The organism is Kitasatospora sp. NPDC048407, from assembly GCF_043200475.1.
Classification (GTDB): domain Bacteria; phylum Actinomycetota; class Actinomycetes; order Streptomycetales; family Streptomycetaceae; genus Kitasatospora.
This window is the reverse complement of record NZ_JBICXW010000003.1, coordinates 141,401-159,129: the sequence shown is the minus strand read 5'-3', so window position 1 is coordinate 159,129 and position 17,729 is coordinate 141,401. Positions and strand designations below refer to the sequence as shown.

The following is a 17,729-nucleotide window of genomic DNA, read 5'->3' as shown; positions in this document are numbered from 1 at the left end:
GACGGGGTTTGCTGCCATCTCCCATCGAGATCCGGACGCCGTCCGGGCGGCCGCGACGTCAGTGCCCGCCGGCGACCGGCCCGCCGTCGGGGACCCTGCGCAGGCCGCGGATGGGCGGGCTGAGCAGCAGGGCGGTGGCGGTCAGTACGGTGACGATGCCGCCGACCACCAGGACGTGCTGCGCGCCGAAGGTCTCCATCGCGGGTCCGGCGAGCGCGGAGCCGAGCGGGAACATGCAGACGGAGCCGGCCACTTCGTACGCGTGGATGCGGTTGAGCACCTCGCCGGGCACCTGGGTCTGCACGCTGGTGGCCCACATGACGCCCCAGAAGCTGATGCCGATGCCGGAGACCGTCATCGCCGCGCCGAGCACCGGCCAGGGCAGGTCGAAGGCGAGCGCGAACTGCTGAAGCGGGAAGGCCAGGAGGGCGAACGCACCGGCGGCGAGCGGACGGACGGGCTTGACCCGGATCGCGATCAGTCCGCCGATCACGGTGCCGGCGCCGAACATGCCGTTCAGGATGCCGAACACGGTGCCGCCGTGCGCGGGCACCACCAGCGAGCCGAGCAGCGGGGTGAGCGGACCCCAGGAGAGCACCGTGAAGATCATCCAGATCACGATGACGCCCCACATCCAGCTGCGGGAGCGGAACTCGTGCCAGCCCTCGACCAGGTTCTTCCACAGGCTGTCGCCGGGCGGCGGCGCGGGGACGGGGCCGAGCCGGAGCACCAGCAGCGAGCTGGCGCTGATCGCGTACATCACGCCGGCGATGACCATCACCCAGCCGGTGGAGGCGGCGGCCAGCAGGCCGGCCAGCGGCGGCCCGGCGAGGACGGTGAGCGCCTCGGAGATGCGCAGGATGCCGTTGGCGCCCTGCACGTCGCGGGCCACCAGCGGGACGGTGGAGGCGGCGCCCGGCTGGAACATCGCGGCGGCGGTGCCGGCCAGCGCGAGCAGCAGGTAGAGCTGCCAGAGCTGGTCGACGCCGCGGAAGAACAGCAGCGCGAGCAGCACCCGGGTGGTGAGGTTGAGCAGGTCGGCGAAGATCATCAGCCGCCGGGCGGTGAAGCGGTCCGCGAGGACGCCGCCGATCAGGACCAGGCCGGCGAACGGGGCGAGCAGGAAGGCCATCGCGTAGCCGACCGTGGAGGCCGAGTGCCCGCTGGTCAGCAGTCCGGTGGTGACGGCCACGGGGAGCATCGCGTCGCTCAGCAGGCCGGCCGAGCGGGCGGTGAAGTAGAGCCGGAAATTGCCCGACCAGATGGCGGGTTCGGCGGGGGTACTGACGCGCGCGGTGGAGGCAGTATCGAGTTCTGGTGCGGTCACGACCCACAGTTTTGGTGTAGACCACCACCGTTTGCCAGTGCTTTTGGATCACGATGCGGCGTCCGACCGGCAACTGACCGGACGACAGCCCGCCGTGCGCGCCCCGAGCACGGCACCGCGGGCTGTCGTCCGGGTCTGCGTCCGGGCCCTGAAGCCGTGACGCCGGGCGTCCCGATTTCGCCGAGGTTCCGGGCGGATGCGGCCAACGACCCCCTGAGTGTCGGCACCGCCCGGGCTCCCTCGGCGTCCCCTCGCAACGGAACGCCGCACCCAAGAGTGATCAGTCGGATACGTCACGTCAATGGGTTGTCCGAAATTCAGATGGATCACCCGGAGCGCGAACAGCGCACGCGCGGCGCGCCCGGACCCGCCGACGGGCGTTCAGCGCGCCGAAGCGACCGGCTGCGCCGCCCGTTCGCACACCGCCGCCACCGGGCCGATCTCGCACCACACCCGCTTGCCGGAGCCGTCCGGGTACCAGCCCCAGCGCTCGCACAGCAGCTCCACCAGCTCCAGGCCGCGCCCGTTGGTGGCCTCCGCGTCGGCCCCGGCGTGCCGGGGGGCGGGGGCGGCGCAGCTGGCGTCCGCGACCTCCACCCGGACCCCCGGCGGGGCGTCCGGACCGGCCGGCATCAGCAGGCGCAGCACCGCCGGACAACCGGTGTGCACCACCGCGTTGGTGACCAGTTCGGAGACCACCAGCACCAGCGTCTCGGCAACCGGCGAGTCCGGGTCGAGACCGCCGGCCTCCAACCGGGCCCGCACCCAGCGCCGGGCTCGTGAGACCTCCGCCGGGTCCGCCTGGACCGCCAGCTGTACCTGAAGTACCTGCACCGTTCCACCACCCGCACTCGGTATTCGGCCCGCTTGATCCCGCCGGTCCGGTCGGCCGCGCCTCGTGGAGGCCGCCGATCCGCACTGCCCATGGCATCGACACGAATACGCCCCAGAATGATTCCGGGACCGGGTCGCAGCAAGAGCTTCGGGCATATTCCAGCGTTCGGGGGATGTCTCGGTGCATACTGTCCCGCTCACCCTGCCGGGGTTCGCACGACCGGTCGGCGGCACCGCCACCGCGGGTACTCCCGACCGTACTCCCCACGCCCCGTCATCACCGGGCCGCCACGAGCGAACCACCCTTCCCACAAATGTCCAGCGGGCGCTCGAACGGCGCCCGCCGAGCATTCGTCAGGCGAACACCACGGTACGGGTGCCGTTCAGCAGCACCCGCCGCTCGCTGTGCCACTTCACCGCACGGGCCAGCGCCTGGCACTCGACGTCCCGGCCGAGCGCCACCAACTGCTCCGGCGTCACGTCGTGGGTGACCCGGGCGACCTCCTGCTCGATGATCGGACCCTCGTCCAGGTCGGCGGTGACGTAGTGCGCGGTCGCGCCGATCAGCTTCACACCGCGGGCGTGCGCCTGGTGGTAGGGCCGGGCGCCCTTGAAGCTCGGCAGGAACGAGTGGTGGATGTTGATCACCCGGCCGGACAGCTCTTTGCACAGCCCGTCCGACAGCACCTGCATGTAGCGGGCCAGCACCACCAGTTCGACCCGCTCCTGCTCGACCAGGTCCAGCAGCTGCTGCTCGGCCTGCTCCTTGGTGTCCTTGGTGACCGGCAGGTGGTGGAACGGGACGCCGTAGGACTCGGTCAGCTCGCGGAAGTCGGTGTGGTTGGACACCACCCCGACGATGTCCACCGGCAGCGCCCCGATCCGGGTGCGGAACAGCAGGTCGTTCAGGCAGTGGCCGAACTTCGAGACCATCAGCAGCACCCGCATCCGCTCCGCGGACTCGTGGATCTGCCAGTCCATCCGGAAGGAGGCGCCGACCGCCGCGAACGACGCCCGCAGCTTCTCCGCCGTCACCGGCTGCTCGGCCGAGAAGTGCACCCGCATGAAGAACAGCCCGGTACCGGCGTCGCCGAACTGCTGGCTGTCGATGATGTTGCAGCCCGTCATGAACAGATAGCTGGAGACCGCGTGCACGATGCCCTGCTTGTCGGGACAGGACAGCGTCAGAACGTACTGGGAGTGGGCGGTCTCTTCCATGTCGCGGGGTCCCGTTTCTCGGCTCTGGTGCGGACGGATCGCCCAGCCTGGCACAAATCCGCCCGCCTTGCGGCCACCGCCCGCCACCCGAGACTGCGCGCCACCCCCACCGCTCAGCGGTGCGCGGTCAGTTGCCGGAGCTCGGCCGGCGTGGACGGCGGCAGGTCGGGGTCCGTACCGTCGTTGACGGCCAGCAGGTGGTGCGCCTCACGCGCCGCCCGCACCGCCTCCGGCCAGTCCGGGTGCCCGAGGTAGACCGCCGCCGGGGCGTACTCGCCGACCTGGCTCACGATCCGCAGCACCCGCAGCACCGCCGCGTCCACCGCGACCGCCTCCGCGGAGTCCCGGAACACCGAGCCGACGTACTTCTCCGCCGCCTTCCACCGGTCCAGCCAGCTGTCCTCGACCAACCGGTACACCGCGTCGTGGAGATCCCCGTAGTCGCCCTGCCCCTCCAGCCAGGCCATCCGCTGGAAGCCGGGGTCGGAAAGCATGTGCAACGCCGAACGGATCCGGGCGCGCCAGCGCCACCAGGGCACGTCAGTCAGGGGCATGACGCCCATCGTGCTGGAGCGGCCGCCCGTTCGAGAAGAGTTTCGGGCAGAACGGTACGGAGAATCCACGCTGTCGGACACGGGAGATGATCGTACGTTCCCCGGCCGGTCGCCCTCCACACGCGACGTCATCACACCCGCGCACCCCGTGTTCCTCCCCCGTTGACGGACCGTTCACATCACGTCCCTCTCACCGTGCGCAGCCCCCACCACGCTGGACGCGCCGAACCTGCGCAAAGAAGCACGGGTCAGTCCCCGCAGCATCTCCAGGGAGGAACAGAGCACCATGACGCGGAACGGAACCCCCCGCCCGAAACCCGCCGTCAGCGGCCGCCACCACCGCACCACCGCCACCCTCGCCGCCGGCCTGGCGCTGCCCGCCCTGCTCTCCACCACGGCCTGCGGCGGCCCCGCCGCCGCCGACGCCACCGGCCGGGACGTCACCGTGATGACCTTCGCCCCGTCCGGCACCGGCGCCGCCGACCGCCCCGGCATGACGGCCCTCGCCGAAGCCATCGGCCGCGACCTCAACGCGCACGGCGGCCTGAACGGCCGCAAGGTCACCGTCCTCACCTGCAACGAGCACGACACCACCGACGGCGCCACCGCCTGCGCCAACCAGGCCGTCGGCGCACACGCCGTCGCCGTGGTCGGCTCCGCCAGCCAGTACGGCAGCAACTTCATCCCCGTCCTGGAAGCCGCCGGCATCCCCTTCATCGGCGGATACGGCCTCTCCACCCCCGAGTTCAGCAGCCCGCTGTCCTACCCCGTCAACGGCGGCACCCCCGCCCTCGTCGCCGGCAGCGGACGCCAACTGATCGACGCCGGCTGCAAGCAGATCGCCCTGATCCGCCCCGACACCCGGGCCGGCGACGCCCTGGTCAGCTACCTCAACACCGCCGTCAAGCAGACCAGCATCAAGGTCACCGACATCAAGGCCCCCGAAAAGTCCCCCGACTACGCCCCCTACGCCCGGCGGGCCATCGGCGACGACCGCCCCGGCAACTGCGTACTCTCCGCACTCGGCGCCGAACCCACCGGCAACCTGCTCGACCCCTACCGCCGCGCCAACCCCAAGAACACCCAACTCGCCTCGGTCATCGGCTCCTTCCAGCAGTCCGTGGTCGACTCCACCGGCGGCGACAACGGCCCGCTCCGCGGCGCGTACGCCACCGGCTGGTTCCCCGCCGAGAGCTCCCCCGTCTGGGACAACCTGCGCGCCACCGCCCGCACCTACGGCAACGGCACCACCATCGACGTCACCGACCCCGGCGTCCAGACCACCTGGGTCGCCTACACCGTCCTCCGCCAGGCCGCCGGCCGCATCGACCCCACCCGGCCACTCACCGCGAAGGCCCTGCAGACCGTCCTCGACAGCGGCGACCCCATCGACACCGCCGGCACCACCCCACCCCTCGGCTGGGGCGTCACCAACATGCTCCCCACCGCCGACTCCCCCCGCCTGGTGAACACCTCCGTCACCTTCCAGCAGGTCCAGAACGGCCGCCTGGTCGAACAGCACCAGGGCTTCACCAACGTCCGCAACATCCTTGCCGGATAAAAGGCAGGTGGGGTGCGCGCACGCAGGCGGGCGCGAAACCAGGGGCGCGGGGAACTGCGCGAAGGGGTACGCACCACGTCCGCAAGATCGCGACGCAGGACAATGACTTGCACTTGATCGCGACCTAACGGACGGGCCTGCGCTTGTCGCGCAGTTCCCCGCGCCCCTCACTTCGCGCCCGCCTGCGTCCCAACCGCGCTGCTACAGCTCCGTCGCGCCCTTCTCCGCCAGCCCCGTCTTCGACGCGATCGCGCCCCACAGCTTCGAGGCCTGCTCCTTCGCCGTCGTGGCGGAGCCACTCGCGGTGTTGCCGTTGCGGTAGTGGTCGTTGTCCTTCGCCTTGCCCCCGTCGCAGCCCGCGACCATGTCCCCGGCCCACAGGGCGTATTCGGAGTCGGCGGTGGAGGACGCCTGCCAGGCCTTCTGCAGCTGCTCGACCAGCTTGCCGCCGTCGGTGAGCTGGTCCACCTTCAGGTCGCCGAGCTTCTTCAGCAGGTCCTGCCGCTGCGCGGCGGCCGCGGTCAGCGCGGCCTGCGCGTCCGGCAGACCCTGGCACTTGCCAACGGCGGAAACCGCGTTGACCACCGAGGTGCGGCTCGCGCTCGCGGTGCCGAGCAGGTCGGACATCGCCTGCGCCTGCGCCTTGGTCTCGGGGCCGACGGCGCCGTCCGCGCCGCCGCCACCGGCCTGCGCGGACGGCGACTGGCTGCTCGAACTCTTGGTCTTGGCCTGGCTCTTCTTGGTGTCGTCGCCGCCACCACTGGCGAACACACCGATCAGCACCGCGATCACCGCGACACCGGCCACGCCCGCACCGATCAGCACCTTGGTGTTGGGCTTGCGGCCACCGCCGTTCCCCGACCCACCGTTCGCCGACCCGCCGAACCCGGCCTCCGGAGCGGCCGGCGCAGCCTGGTACGCCTGCTGCTGCGGCGGGACCGCCCCGTACGCACCCCCGTAGCTCGGCTGCGCGGGAGCGGGCGCGGGCGCCGCGTACTGCTGCTGCCCGCCGAACGTCCCGCCGGCGTAGCCCTGTTGCGGGAATCCGATCTGCGTCGGCGCGTTCGACGCGGCCGCCACGGACGGGTCGCCCGCCGGGTAGGGCGGCAGGTACTGGGTGGCCCCGACGTCCCCCTGCGGGGCGACCGGCGCGGCCTGCTGCGGCGCGCCCCAGTACTCGGGGCTGCCGCTCTGCCCCAGCGGCGGGGCGGACTGCTGCTGCGGAACGGGGTTCTGCGGCTGGGCGTACGGGGGCTGCGAGGCGGCCTGCACCGGGGTACCGGTGCCCTGACCGTCCGTGGCGGGTTCCGGCCGGAACAGGTCGTCCAGATTGAAGTCGCCGGAGTTCGGATACGAGCGGCGCTGGCTCAACGCGATTACCTCACCTGTGCACGGCACCGGGACCCCGGGCCTTTCGGTTGCCCCGCCGAGTTGCTGACGACGGACCACAACTGCGAGGCCACGCTACCGGTTCACCGGCACAGGTGACTACGTGGGCTGCTGTTCTGTGCTATTGCTTCACGAAGCCCGATCGTCCCCACCTGTACCGGCCGACCCCGCCCCACCTGCTGCGCGGCCACCCCACCTGCTACGCGGCCTCCCCGTCCATCCGGGCGTGGAACTCGCGTACCGCCCGGTGGCTCCGGTACGGCTCCAGCCGGCTGCGGAAGTCGTCCAGGTACTCCACGCCCCGGTTCGAGCGCAGCCCGCTGAGCAGCCGGACCGCCTCGGTGCCGGTCTCGCAGGCGCGTTCGAGGTCGCGCTGCTGGAGTTGGGCGGTGGCGAGCAGCACCAGGTCGACGGCGCGCCGGCGGACCCGGTGCGCGGGGTGCAGTTCGAGCGCGGTGCGGGCGTAGTGCTCGGCCCGCTCGCCCTGCTGGAGGTCCCGGTGACAGTGCGCCAACTCGTCGGCCAGGTAGGCCTCGTCGAAGTGCACGATCCAGTCCGGGTCGTCTGCGGGGTTGCGGCGTTCCATCGAGGCGAGCGCCTTCGCGGCGACCGCCTCGCAGGCGTACGCGTCGCCGAGCAGGGCGTGGCCGCGGGCCTCGGCGGCGTAGAACATCGCCATCGCGGTGGGGGTGGCCACCGTGCGGGCGCCTTCCTGGGCGGCGCGGGCGAGTTGGGCGATCTCCCGGGGGTTTCCGAGGGTCGCCGCGAGGTGGCTCATCGAGGCCGCCAGCACGTAGCCGCCGTAGCCGCGGTCGTCGGCGGCCTGGGCGAGGCGCAGCGCCTGGATGTAGTAGCGCTGGGCGAGGCCGGACTGGCCGGTGTCGACCGCCATGTAACCGGCCAGCTCCGTCAGCCGCGCGACGGCGCCGAAGAGTTGACGGCCCGTCTCGTCCCGGTAGGAGCCGCCGAGGAAGCCGGAGACCACGCTGTTGAGGTAGTGCACCACGACGGGGCGGACGTGGCCGCTGCCGAAGCGGTGGTCGAGGTCGACCAGCATCTGGGTGGTGGCGCGGATCGCCGCCACGTCGGCGAGGCCGACCCGGGTGCCGCCGGTCCGCGCGACCACCGGGTCGGGCGGGGTGATCAGCCAGTCCCGGCTGGGTTCGACCAGGGCGGACGCGGCGACGGTGGTGCCGGCCAGGAAGTCGCGCTTGCCGACGTCGCTGCGCCACAGTTCGCAGATCTGCTCCAGCGCGGTGGCCAGGCTGGGCGCGAACTGGAGTCCGACGGCGGAGCTGAGGCTCTTGCCGTCGGCCATGCCGATCTCGTCCACGGTGACACCGCGGCCGAGTTTGCGGCCGAGGGCCTCGGCGATGACGGCGGGCGCCTGCCCGCGTGGTTGTTGCCCGCGCAGCCAGCGGGCGACGGACGTTTTGTCGTATCGCAGGTCGAGCCCGTGCTCGGCTCCGCAGAGGTTGACCCGGCGGGCCAGGCCCGCGTTGGAGCAGCCTGCCTCCTGGATCAGCTGCTGCAGACGTTCGTTCGGCTCTCGTGCGACGAGCGGTCTCGCGGCCATGGGATTTTTCCGCCTCCCCAACGCCGTCCGGACCCGACCGGAGGGCGACGACTGTGCAACACCATGCGGAATACCCACGGTGACGTACCCACTCCCCACGCGCCCTGCTGAATGCCCCTGTGCGCCCCCACTGCGCCCGTTACCGCCCCTGTCGCGCCGGGGGGTTCCGACCAGGATCACCGTCCCGGGTGACAACGTGCGCCCCGTTCGAATCGTTCGGCGGCGGCCCGTAACCCCCACTCACGGACGGTAGTTGTGCTCCACGTGGACAACGCCTCCCAATCCCCCGAACCCGACTCGCCGTCGCTACTGGCCGAAGCCGTCCGCTGTGCCGAGGTCCGCCACTGGGAGGTGGTCCCCGGGGCGTGGCTGGTCGATGACGACGGTTTCACCCGCTGCTCCTGCGGCGATCCGCGCTGTGCGCTCCCCGGCGCACACCCCGTCGGCGCCGACTGGGGGCTGCTGGCCACCGTCGGGTCCGCGGTGGTCCGCGGGTGGTGGGCGGAGCACCCTGAAGCATCGATTCTGCTGCCCACCGGGCGGGCGTTCGACGTGCTGGACGTGCCGGAGGTGGCGGGCTGCCTCGCGCTGGCCCGAATGGAGCGGATGGGGCTGCCGCTCGGCCCGGTGGTCTCGGTGCCGGCCGCGGCGGGGCGGCGCGGGCGGCGGCTGCACTTCCTGGTGATGCCCGGCGCGGTCGCCAAACTGCCGGAGCTGCTGCGGCAGATCGGCTGTACCTCGGGCGGGCTGGACCTGGTGGCGCGCGGCGAGGGCGATTGGATGGTGGCCCCGCCGTCCCGGTTCTCCGGCCGCGGCGGGACGGCCATCTGGGCCCGGCCGCCGACGGCCCAGAACCGGTGGCTGCCGGACGTGGTGGATCTGGTCAGCCCGCTGGCGTACGCCTGCCGGCGCGACCCCTCGGCCCCGCGCCCCGCGCAGCGGGAGGCCGCCGCGGTGCACTGAGCGACCGCGCGCCGCGCCTCCGACCGCTCGGAACGCGATCTTCCGGAAACAAGTCGTCATACCCGCAGGTCAGCGGGACAAGCCAACCGATCGGGTGACAGCGCTCAAGGATTGGCGGCGTCGACCGAGGGGATCATTCTCAGCGTCGGCACGGGGTCGAAGAAACGGAAGGAGCGGGCGGGCCGAGAGCGTGGGGGACTGCCGGGAGGGCGTTCGGTCGGGGAAGCCGAGTGCGGCAGCAGGAGGGGCTGGAGGGGATCAGGGAGGGACCGGAGGGGATCAGGGAGGGAGTCGGGGGAGGGAGGCGCGGCGGGGCCCGGTGCGGGGACACCGGGCCCCGAAGCGTGTGCCCCGAAGCGCGGGCCCCCGCGTGTTCCGAGGCCCCGGGCTTGCCCGGCCCAGCAGCGCCTCCCGCTACGGCTGCGCGACGAACACGTGCGCCGCGATCTCCTTGCCCAGTTCGGCCGCGCCGTCACCGGTGCCGACCAGCACGCCGCCGGCCGCCGGGGCGACCCGCACCGTCGCGCCGGGGCGGACGCCCGCGCGGCGCAGGGTGCGCATCAGTTCGCCGTCGGTCTGGATCGGCTCGCCGATCCGCCGCACCACCACGTCCGCGCCGTCCTTGCCGGCCACCGACTCCAGCGTCACCAGCCCGGCGTCGAAGCCCTCGCCCTCGGCCTTGGTGTCGCCGAGCTCGTCCAGGCCCGGGATCGGGTTGCCGTACGGGGACTGGGTGGGGTGGCCGAGCATGGCGAGCACCTTGCGCTCGACCGTCTCGCTCATCACGTGCTCCCAGCGGCAGGCCTCCTCGTGGACCTGCTCCCACTCCAGGCCGATCACGTCCACCAGCAGGCACTCGGCGATGCGGTGCTTGCGCATCACCCGCACCGCCAGCCGGCGGCCCTCCACGGTGAGTTCGAGGTGCCGGTCCTCTGCGACCTGGAGCAGGCCGTCGCGTTCCATCCGGCCCACCGTCTGGCTCACCGTCGGGCCGGACTGCTCCAGCCGCTCGGCGATCCGGGCGCGCATCGGGGTGATGCCTTCCTCCTCCAGCTCCAGGATGGTGCGGAGGTACATCTCAGTGGTGTCGATCAGCCCTGACATCGCCCCTGGCTCCGTTCTTCGGTGTCCTCACCGCCAATTCTGACGTACGAAGGTGACAACCCGGTGCGCTCCGCCGTTGTGCCCGGCTGCCGGACGCCCTGCGCGACGGTTGACAGCCGGGCGCGGCAGGGGCCACCGTGCACGCCGTAGCTGTCCCCATGCGGCCCGGTCCCCCGGACCGCCCGCGCGCTCGGACGGAGCACGAGATGACCGAACTGGTCGGCCGTTACCTGGATGCCGCCGTGGCCCACCTGGAGCGGATCCGCGCCGAGGAGGGCGAGAACATCGACGCCGCCGCCGAGCTGCTGGCCGAGGCCGTCGAGCACGGGCGCCGGATCTTCGCCTTCGGTGCCGGGCACTCCTCGCTGGCCGCCCAGGACGTGGTCTACCGGGCCGGCGGCCTGGTGGTGATGAACCTGCTCAACGTGCCCGGCATGACCGGCGTGAACGTGATGCCCGCACACCTCGGCAGCGCGCTGGAGCGGGTCTCCGGGCTGGCCACCACCACCCTCGACCTCACGCCCGCCCGCAGCGGCGACCTGCTGTTCCTGATCTCGCTGTCCGGCCGCCAGGTGATGCCGGTCGAACTCGCCCGGCACGCCCGCGACCGCGGCATGAGGGTGATCGGCGTGACCTCGCTGGCGTATCCGGCCGCGGTGAGCTCCAACCACCCGTCCGGCACGTACCTCAAGGACAACTGCGACCTGGTGCTGGACAGCAAGATCGCCCCCGGCGACGGCGAACTCGACCACCCCGGCGCGGGCGCCCCGTTCGGTTCGGTCTCCACCATCGTCACCAGTGCGCTGATGCAGTCCGTGATGGCCTCCGCCACCGCCAAGCTCGCCGACCGCGGCATCACCCCGCCGCTGTTCCGCTCCGGCAACGTGGACGGCGGCACCGAGTGGAACAACAAGGTGATCGCCGACAACGCGGACCGCATCTTCTACGCCTGGTGACCGCCGGGCGACCTCCGCCGACCTCCCGCTGACCGCCCCGCGCCCCCGGCGCAACCCCGCGCATTCGGCCAACTCCGGTGCCGGTCGCGTAAGTTCGACCGGCGCTGGGAAGGACTCCCGAGACCGGTGAGACGGCGCTGCGGGGGCAAAAATGGCAACTGGAGCGGGGCGTTCGATCGGCTTCGTACGGGAGCAGGACCTGCTGCCGCGGCTGTTCTGGGCCGCCGACGGCGCGTCCCTGCAAGGTCAGGCCCGGGCGGTGGCGCTGTCCCGCTGGGAGCTGCTGCTGCTGGTCGGCGCGGCCTTCGCCGGCTCCGCCGACGGCCCGCTGTACGCCTGGCTGGCCGCCGTCGCCTACCTCGGCGCGCTGTTCATCGCCGTCACCGTCGCCTGGCAGAACCCGCAGCGGCTCTGGTACGACGGCCGGGCGATCGCCGAATCGGTCAAGACCCTGGTGTGGAAGTACGCGGTGCGCGCCGACTCCTACCGGCCGCCGCCCCGCAAACTCCCCGACGCCGAACGCCTGTACGGCATGCAACTCACCGACATCCTCGGCGAGTTCGACACCGAACGGCTCACCCCGGGGCTCGCCGAGGAACTGCGCAGCTGGCGCGCCCCGGCCCGGCACCCGCAGATCACCGAGACCATGGAACGGCTGCGCGACCAGCCGCTGCCGGTCCGCCGCGAGATCTACCTGCGTGAACGGGTGCACAGCCAGCGCGAGTGGTACCAGGCCAAGGCCATCCAGTGCCGCAACGCCACCCGCCGGGTCGGCCGGCTCGCCATCGTGCTGCCCGCCGCCGGCCTGGTCCTCGCCGTCCTGCGCGCCCTCGGCGAATTCACCTTCGACGCGCTCGGCGCGATCTCCGCCGTCGCCGCCTCCATCTCGGCCTGGGCCCAGCTGCGCCAGTACCGTCCGCAGGCTGCCGCCTACACCCTCGCCGCCGCCGAACTCTCCAAGGTCGAAGCCCAGTTGGCGGCCGTCGACCTGTCCGCCCCGGACGCCGAGGAGAACTGGGCGCGACTCGCCCGGGACGCCGAGGACGCCATCTCCCGGGAACACACCACCTGGCAGGCGCGCCGCGAGGTGCGCAGCCTGGACATCCCCAGCTGACCTGGAGGCGCCGCGTGGCCACCCGCAGGATCGACACACCGGACGGGGGCATCCTCGCGGTCGAGATGTCCGGAGACCCCACCGGCAGGCCGGTGTTCCTGCTCCACGGCACCCCCGGCAGCCGGGTCGGCCCCGCCCCGCGCAGCGCCGTCCTGGCCCGGATGCGGGTCCGGCTGATCTCCTTCGACCGCCCCGGCTACGGCGAGTCCACCCGGCTGCCCGGCCGCCGGGTCCGCGCCGCCGCCGAGGACGTCACCACCATCGCCGACGCCCTCGGCCTCGACCGCTTCGCCGTCGTCGGCCGCTCCGGCGGCGGCCCGCACGCGCTCGCCTGCGCCGCCCTGCTCCCCGACCGGGTGGTCCGGGCCGCCACCCAGGTCTCCCTCGCCCCCCGCGACGCGGACGGCCTCGACTGGTTCGACGGCATGACCCCGTCCAACGAACGCGCCTACCGCCAGGCCGAGTTGGGCCAGCCCCGGATCGCCGGCCCGTTCCAGGTCCGCTCCCAGGTGATCCGCCGCGACCCCGCCCAGCTCATCCGCAACCTGGTCCCCGAACTCACCCCGCCCGACCGCACCGTGGTCGCCGACATCGGCATCCGCCGCATGCTCCAGTCCACCTACCGCCAGGCCTTCCGCTACGGCGCCGACGGCTGGATCGACGACGTCCTCGCCTTCATCGCCAACTGGGGCTTCGCCGTCGACACCATCCGCGTCCCGGTCCGCATCTGGCACGGCGCGGACGACAAGTTCTCGCCGGTCGGCCACTCCTCCTGGCTCGCCGACCACATCCCCACCGCCCAGCTCTACCTGGAACCCGGCGCGGCGCACTTCGGCTCCCTGAAGGAGATGACGGACGCCATCCGCTGGGCGGCGAGCAGCTGAGACCGGGGGCGGGTGCGACACCGGGGGCGCGGGAAACTGCGCGAAGCGGAAGGAACCCAACCGCAAGATCGCGACGCAGGACAATGACCTGCGCCTGATCGCGACCTTGCGGACGGGCCTTGCGCTTGTCGCGCAGTTCTCCCCCAGCCCTGGCGGGCCGGGAGGTACCCCACGCGCCCCTGTTTTCGCACCCGTCTGCCTTCTCCTTACAGCGGCTGCGGCTCCAGGTCCCTGTTGCTGCGCTGCCAGCTGCGCGCAGCGACCACGGACGGGTGTTCCTCGCCGAAGAGTTCGACCAGTGCGGCGACCGCCTGCATCCGCAGGCTCTCCGCCTCGCTGCGCCGCCCGGCCGCGCGGAGGGTGACGGCGAGGTTGGCCTGGCAGACCAGCGTGTCGGGGTGAGTGGCCCCGTAGCGGGTGGCGAGGCCGTCGTACGCACTGCGGCCGAGCTGTTCGGCCTCGTCGAGGTCCCGGTTCTCGGCAAGCGAGTTGGCGAGGTTGATGACGGCGTTGAGGGTGAACGGGTGGTCGGCGCCGAGCACCCGGGTCAGTCCGTCGACCGCGGAGCGGCCGTGCTGGATGGCGCCGTCGGTGTCGCCGGATCCTCGCAGGTAGATGCCGAGGTTGTTCTCGCAGGCGAACGTGAAGGGGTGTTCGTCGCCGAACAGTCGCCGGTGTCCCTCGTAGGCGTCGGTGGCGATGTCGCGGGCGGTCTCCTTGTCCCCGGCGGCGCTGAAGTCCGCGGCAAGGTTGAGCCGACAGGCCAGCGAGTCGGCGAAGTCCGGCCCGTAGAGGGCGATGTAGCGCTCGTAGGTACGGACGGTGAGTTCCCTGGCCTCGGAGTACTGGCCGGCCCGGCGCAGCGAGACGGCGAGCGACTTGGCGTTGCGGAGCTCCTCGGGCAGGCCGGAGGCGTCGACGTCGGTGAAGGCCTCGGTAACTTCCCGCAGGAGGTCCACGGAGCCCTTGTAGTCGCCCATCTCGCGCAGGTCCCGTGCGAGGTGGGACTTGGATCCGAGGGTGTAGGGGTGGTGCGGCCCGAGGACGGCGGAGCGGCGTTCGACGGTGTCCTGGTCGAGGTCGCGGGCGGCGACGCTGTTGCCGACCAGGCGGTGGTCGATGGCGAGGTTGTTGGCGACGGAGAGCGTGCGCGGGTCGTCCTCGCCGAACAGTTCGATGAACTGGTTGTAGGTGTCCTGGTCGAGGGTGAGGGCTTCCTGGAAGCGGTTCAGGTACCGCAGGTCGGCGGCCATCGAGTTGGCGGTCATCAGGGCGTACGGGTGGTGTTCGCCGAGGAGTTCGCGCTGGCCGGCCAGGGTCGCCTGGTTGAGCGCCAGGGACTCGTTGTAGGAGCCCTTCGAGCGCAGCACGTTGGCGACCTGGAAGCGCAGGCTGAAGATCTGGCGCCGCCACAGACGCTGTTCGACGGGGTCGGCCTCGGCTTCGGCCCGCACCGCCCAGGCGGCGTCGAGCTGCCGGCCGAGTTGCAGTGCCTGGTCGAGGTCGACGCGCTTCCACAGGTAGCGGACCCGATCGATGAGCAGTTCGCGCACCTCCCGCTCGTCGCAGTCCTGGGCGCGGGAGGGCCCGAGGTGCGGCCAGATGGCTTCCAGCGTGGGCCAGTTGGCCGGGTCGTCGGTGTCGCCGCGGGGGGGGCGGGCGTTGACCAGGATGCGATGCACCTGGTGCATGGCGAGGTTGCGTTCGTTCTCGTCCATGCCGCTGCGGACGACGGCCTGGACCAGCCGGTGGACCTGGAAGGAGTCGGACCCGGCGTCGGTCTTGGCGAGGGCGTAGCGGCTGACGGCGCGCAGCACCTTGCCGAGCAGGAAGGTGTCGGTGAGTTCCTCGTCGTAGGGGACCAGGGCGAGCCGCATCTGCTCGGAGAAGAAGAACTGCTTGAGCGAGATCGGCTCGGGCGCGAAGAAGGCGCACAGTTCCAGCAGCCGGACGGCGGCGGGGGACTGCTCGCGCAGCCGGGCGATGGAGACGTTCCAGGTGAGGCCTACGGGGGTGGGGTAGTCGACGGGGGTCTCGCCGGCGGCGAGCACCTTGGTGGCCTCGGCCTTGAGCTGGTTGACGTAGGTGTCGACGGGGGTGCGGGTGGTCTCCAGCCAGGCGGCGGCGACCTCGACGGCGAGCGGGAGGTCCCCGACGGCCTCGGCGACCCGGTCGGCGTCGGCGCGGCTCAGGCCGCGGACCCGGCGGGTGAGGTGGTCGATGGACTCGGTGCGGTCGAACACGTCGACGCTGAGCACGCCGGCCTGCCCGGACCAGCCCTGGTTGCGGGAGGTGACCAGGATGTGGCCGGGGCCGTCGGGGAAGAACCGCCGGATCTCGCCGGGCTCGTCGGCGTTGTCGAAGATCAGCAGCCACTTGGAGGTCGGGATGCCCTGCCGGAGCGCGTCGCGGGCGGCCTGGGCGGCTTCGCTGACGTTGTCGCCGACCCGCAGGCCGAGGCGTCCGGCGAGGTCGGCGAGGTCGGCGACGACGTTCTCGCTCTGCTCGGCGTCGATCCACCACACCAGGTCGTAGTACGACATGTACCGGTGCGCGTACTCCAGCGCGACCTGGGTCTTGCCGACGCCGCCGAGGCCGTACAGGGTCTGCGGCGGTGGCAGCACCGCTGTGGTGCCACCGGCGAGTTGGGCGCGCAGGTCGTCCAGGACCTTGACCCGGCCGGTGAAGGAGTGGTTGCGCTGCGGCACCTCCCAGTGGGTGGGCTTGGTGCCGGGGAAGCGCGGCGCGCCGGTGCTGCGCTCGGGCAGGTCCGTCTCGGTGCGGCCGAGTGCGCGCAGCAGCGCCGTGGCGGCCGCGGTCTCGTCGCGGCCGATCAGATCGACCGGGTTGCGGCTGTTGTAGGGCGCGTTGAGGCGCACGTCGGAGACCCGGACGGGGATGAGCTGGCGGCGGGCGCCGGCCGGGTCGGCGAGCACGGTCCGGTCCCACAGCGCCTGGGCCTGCGGGGACTGCAGGTAGGCGGCGGACAGCAGGGCGACGGTGCGGTACGCGGAGTCGATGCCGCGGCCGGTGGCCTCGCGCGGGTTGGCGCCGGCGCCGAGGTCGCGGGGCACGACGCGGTAGCCGGCGTCGGTGAGCAGCGCGGAGATCCAGTCCGCCCAGGCGCGGTCCTCGGGCACGTAGCTGAGGTACAGGTCGGCGGGGGCGGTGGGGCGGCGGCGGGCGAAGCCGTCGAGGTGGCGCAGCCGCAGGTCCTCGGGCATCGGCGGGAGTCCGGCGACCCGGCCCTGGGTGATCTCCCGGGTGAGCCGTTCGTTGGCGGCGAGCATGGATCCGGGCAGGCCGGGCTGGTCGCCGAACGGGGCGAGGATCTCCTCGTACGCGTAGAACGGCCGGTAGGGGATCTCGACGCCGGCCCAGTAGCGGGCCAGGTCGGGTTCGCCGAAGCCGGCGGGCAGTCCGCCGAACTTGATCCGGGCGAGCGCCCGGCCGGCGTCGGCCTTCTCCTTCTCGCCCTCGTCGATGCGCATCGGGACGGGCAGGATGCGGATGTCGCGGTCGCCGTAGCGGTCCTCGATGACCCGGGCGATCCGGGAGGCTCCGTCGATGGACTGGTCGCTGAGGGTGAAGCAGACCACCAGGTCGTCGGGCATCTCGACGGTGCAGATGTCGGCGGTGTCGGTGAGGCCGGTGCGGCTGTCGATCAGCACGTAGTCGTAGCGGCGCTTCATGTCGGCGCGCAGCGACTGGATGAACCGCCGGCCCTGGTAGCGCTCGTAGAGCAGGTCCCAGTCGAGGCGGGTGACGGAGTAGTCGCGGTTCTGCTGGCCGGCCGGGACGAGGTCGATCCGGCCGCCGCCGGGGAAGTGCGGCCAGGCGAGGGAGAGCGCGTGCGGGTGGATCCGGGCGAAGTCCTCGATCCAGTCGGGGTCGCGGTCGACCGGGCGCCGGGCCTCTTCGATGTAGTCGGCGAACAGGTCCATGATGCCGGTGGTGGCGGCGACGATCTCGGGGTTGAGGAACGGCCGGAAGAACTGGCTCAGCCCGGGGGCTTCCAGGTCCCAGTCGACGACCAGCACCCGGTAGCCGTTGGCGGCCATGATCCAGGCGGTGTTGGCCAGCGCCATGGTGCGGCCGGTGCCGCCCTTGTACGAGTAGAAGGTGACGATCCGTCCGTGACGGTTCTCCACGGTGGCGTCGCGACGGCGCGCCTGGATCTGCGGGCCCTTCGCCGGCCTCTCGGTCATGACGTTCCCTCCCCCGGGCCCTTGGTGCCCGTCGTGTTCCC

General features: G+C 72.2%; 13 protein-coding genes. 5 read left to right on the top strand and 8 right to left on the bottom strand.

Annotation, left to right across the window (positions count from 1 at the left end):
• Positions 1–58: 58 nt before the first annotated feature.
• The 4 genes from ACGFWJ_RS08800 to ACGFWJ_RS08785 form a co-directional block, all read right to left on the bottom strand.
• A complete protein-coding gene (locus ACGFWJ_RS08800) occupies positions 59–1,327 on the bottom strand; it encodes an MFS transporter (protein ID WP_392946749.1) in 1,269 nt (422 codons plus the stop codon).
• 381 nt (positions 1,328–1,708) lie between these two features.
• On the bottom strand, positions 1,709–2,161 hold the full coding sequence (locus ACGFWJ_RS08795) for an ATP-binding protein (protein ID WP_387638482.1): 453 nt from the start codon (positions 2,159–2,161) through the stop codon (positions 1,709–1,711).
• A gap of 354 nt (positions 2,162–2,515) precedes the next feature.
• Entirely contained in the window at positions 2,516–3,379 is an 864-nt protein-coding gene (gene purU / locus ACGFWJ_RS08790) for a formyltetrahydrofolate deformylase (protein ID WP_387638485.1), read from the bottom strand.
• A 113-nt stretch (positions 3,380–3,492) separates the two neighbouring features.
• On the bottom strand, positions 3,493–3,933 hold the full coding sequence (locus tag ACGFWJ_RS08785; protein ID WP_387638487.1) for a hypothetical protein: 441 nt from the start codon (positions 3,931–3,933) through the stop codon (positions 3,493–3,495).
• 286 nt (positions 3,934–4,219) lie between these two features.
• On the opposite strand from ACGFWJ_RS08785, the gene ACGFWJ_RS08780 reads away from it, so the two are divergent.
• Complete coding sequence (locus tag ACGFWJ_RS08780) at positions 4,220–5,494, top strand: ABC transporter substrate-binding protein (protein WP_392946746.1); 1,275 nt, start codon at positions 4,220–4,222, stop codon at positions 5,492–5,494.
• 201 nt (positions 5,495–5,695) lie between these two features.
• Here the strand turns inward: ACGFWJ_RS08780 and ACGFWJ_RS08775 are convergent, their stop codons facing one another.
• Together ACGFWJ_RS08775 and ACGFWJ_RS08770 are read right to left on the bottom strand one after the other, a co-directional pair.
• A complete protein-coding gene (locus ACGFWJ_RS08775) occupies positions 5,696–6,865 on the bottom strand; it encodes a hypothetical protein (RefSeq protein WP_392946743.1) in 1,170 nt (389 codons plus the stop codon).
• 217 nt (positions 6,866–7,082) lie between these two features.
• Positions 7,083–8,459 carry a transcriptional regulator gene (locus ACGFWJ_RS08770; RefSeq protein ID WP_387638495.1) on the bottom strand — a complete coding sequence of 459 codons (1,377 nt, stop codon included), beginning with the start codon at positions 8,457–8,459 and terminating at the stop codon, positions 7,083–7,085.
• A 255-nt stretch (positions 8,460–8,714) separates the two neighbouring features.
• Between ACGFWJ_RS08770 and ACGFWJ_RS08765 the strand changes: the two genes are divergently transcribed.
• Positions 8,715–9,422: a bifunctional DNA primase/polymerase gene (locus tag ACGFWJ_RS08765; protein ID WP_392946740.1), complete on the top strand. Its 708-nt coding sequence runs from the start codon at positions 8,715–8,717 to the stop codon at positions 9,420–9,422.
• Positions 9,423–9,836: 414 nt separating this feature from the next.
• On the opposite strand, the gene ACGFWJ_RS08760 is transcribed toward ACGFWJ_RS08765, so the two are convergent.
• On the bottom strand, positions 9,837–10,526 hold the full coding sequence (locus ACGFWJ_RS08760) for a metal-dependent transcriptional regulator (protein ID WP_387638500.1): 690 nt from the start codon (positions 10,524–10,526) through the stop codon (positions 9,837–9,839).
• 206 nt (positions 10,527–10,732) lie between these two features.
• On the opposite strand from ACGFWJ_RS08760, the gene ACGFWJ_RS08755 reads away from it, so the two are divergent.
• The 3 genes from ACGFWJ_RS08755 to ACGFWJ_RS08745 all read left to right on the top strand — a co-directional run bounded on the left by ACGFWJ_RS08755 (position 10,733) and on the right by ACGFWJ_RS08745 (position 13,480).
• The gene (locus ACGFWJ_RS08755) at positions 10,733–11,482 is read left to right on the top strand and encodes a sugar isomerase domain-containing protein (RefSeq protein ID WP_387865732.1); all 750 of its coding nucleotides are present in this window, start codon (positions 10,733–10,735) and stop codon (positions 11,480–11,482) included.
• A gap of 151 nt (positions 11,483–11,633) precedes the next feature.
• Entirely contained in the window at positions 11,634–12,596 is a 963-nt protein-coding gene (locus ACGFWJ_RS08750) for a DUF4231 domain-containing protein (RefSeq protein ID WP_387865734.1), read from the top strand.
• Positions 12,597–12,661: 65 nt separating this feature from the next.
• On the top strand, positions 12,662–13,480 hold the full coding sequence (locus tag ACGFWJ_RS08745) for an alpha/beta fold hydrolase (RefSeq protein ID WP_392947233.1): 819 nt from the start codon (positions 12,662–12,664) through the stop codon (positions 13,478–13,480).
• Positions 13,481–13,686: 206 nt separating this feature from the next.
• Here ACGFWJ_RS08745 and fxsT read toward each other — a convergent pair whose 3' ends face one another.
• Entirely contained in the window at positions 13,687–17,688 is a 4,002-nt protein-coding gene (fxsT, locus tag ACGFWJ_RS08740) for an FxSxx-COOH system tetratricopeptide repeat protein (protein ID WP_392946736.1), read from the bottom strand.
• Positions 17,689–17,729: the final 41 nt, after the last annotated feature.

What these genes read in the sequence shown, in the direction of transcription:
- purU (WP_387638485.1), bottom strand. Translation starts at nt 3,379, where the DNA reads ATGGAAGAGACCGCCCACTCCCAGTACGTTCTGACGCTGTCCTGTCCC.
- ACGFWJ_RS08750 (WP_387865734.1), top strand. Translation starts at nt 11,634, where the DNA reads ATGGCAACTGGAGCGGGGCGTTCGATCGGCTTCGTACGGGAGCAGGAC.
- fxsT (WP_392946736.1), bottom strand. Translation starts at nt 17,688, where the DNA reads ATGACCGAGAGGCCGGCGAAGGGCCCGCAGATCCAGGCGCGCCGTCGC.
- ACGFWJ_RS08755 (WP_387865732.1), top strand. Translation starts at nt 10,733, where the DNA reads ATGACCGAACTGGTCGGCCGTTACCTGGATGCCGCCGTGGCCCACCTG.
- ACGFWJ_RS08760 (WP_387638500.1), bottom strand. Translation starts at nt 10,526, where the DNA reads ATGTCAGGGCTGATCGACACCACTGAGATGTACCTCCGCACCATCCTG.
- ACGFWJ_RS08770 (WP_387638495.1), bottom strand. Translation starts at nt 8,459, where the DNA reads ATGGCCGCGAGACCGCTCGTCGCACGAGAGCCGAACGAACGTCTGCAG.
- ACGFWJ_RS08745 (WP_392947233.1), top strand. Translation starts at nt 12,662, where the DNA reads ATGTCCGGAGACCCCACCGGCAGGCCGGTGTTCCTGCTCCACGGCACC.
- ACGFWJ_RS08780 (WP_392946746.1), top strand. Translation starts at nt 4,220, where the DNA reads ATGACGCGGAACGGAACCCCCCGCCCGAAACCCGCCGTCAGCGGCCGC.
- ACGFWJ_RS08785 (WP_387638487.1), bottom strand. Translation starts at nt 3,933, where the DNA reads ATGCCCCTGACTGACGTGCCCTGGTGGCGCTGGCGCGCCCGGATCCGT.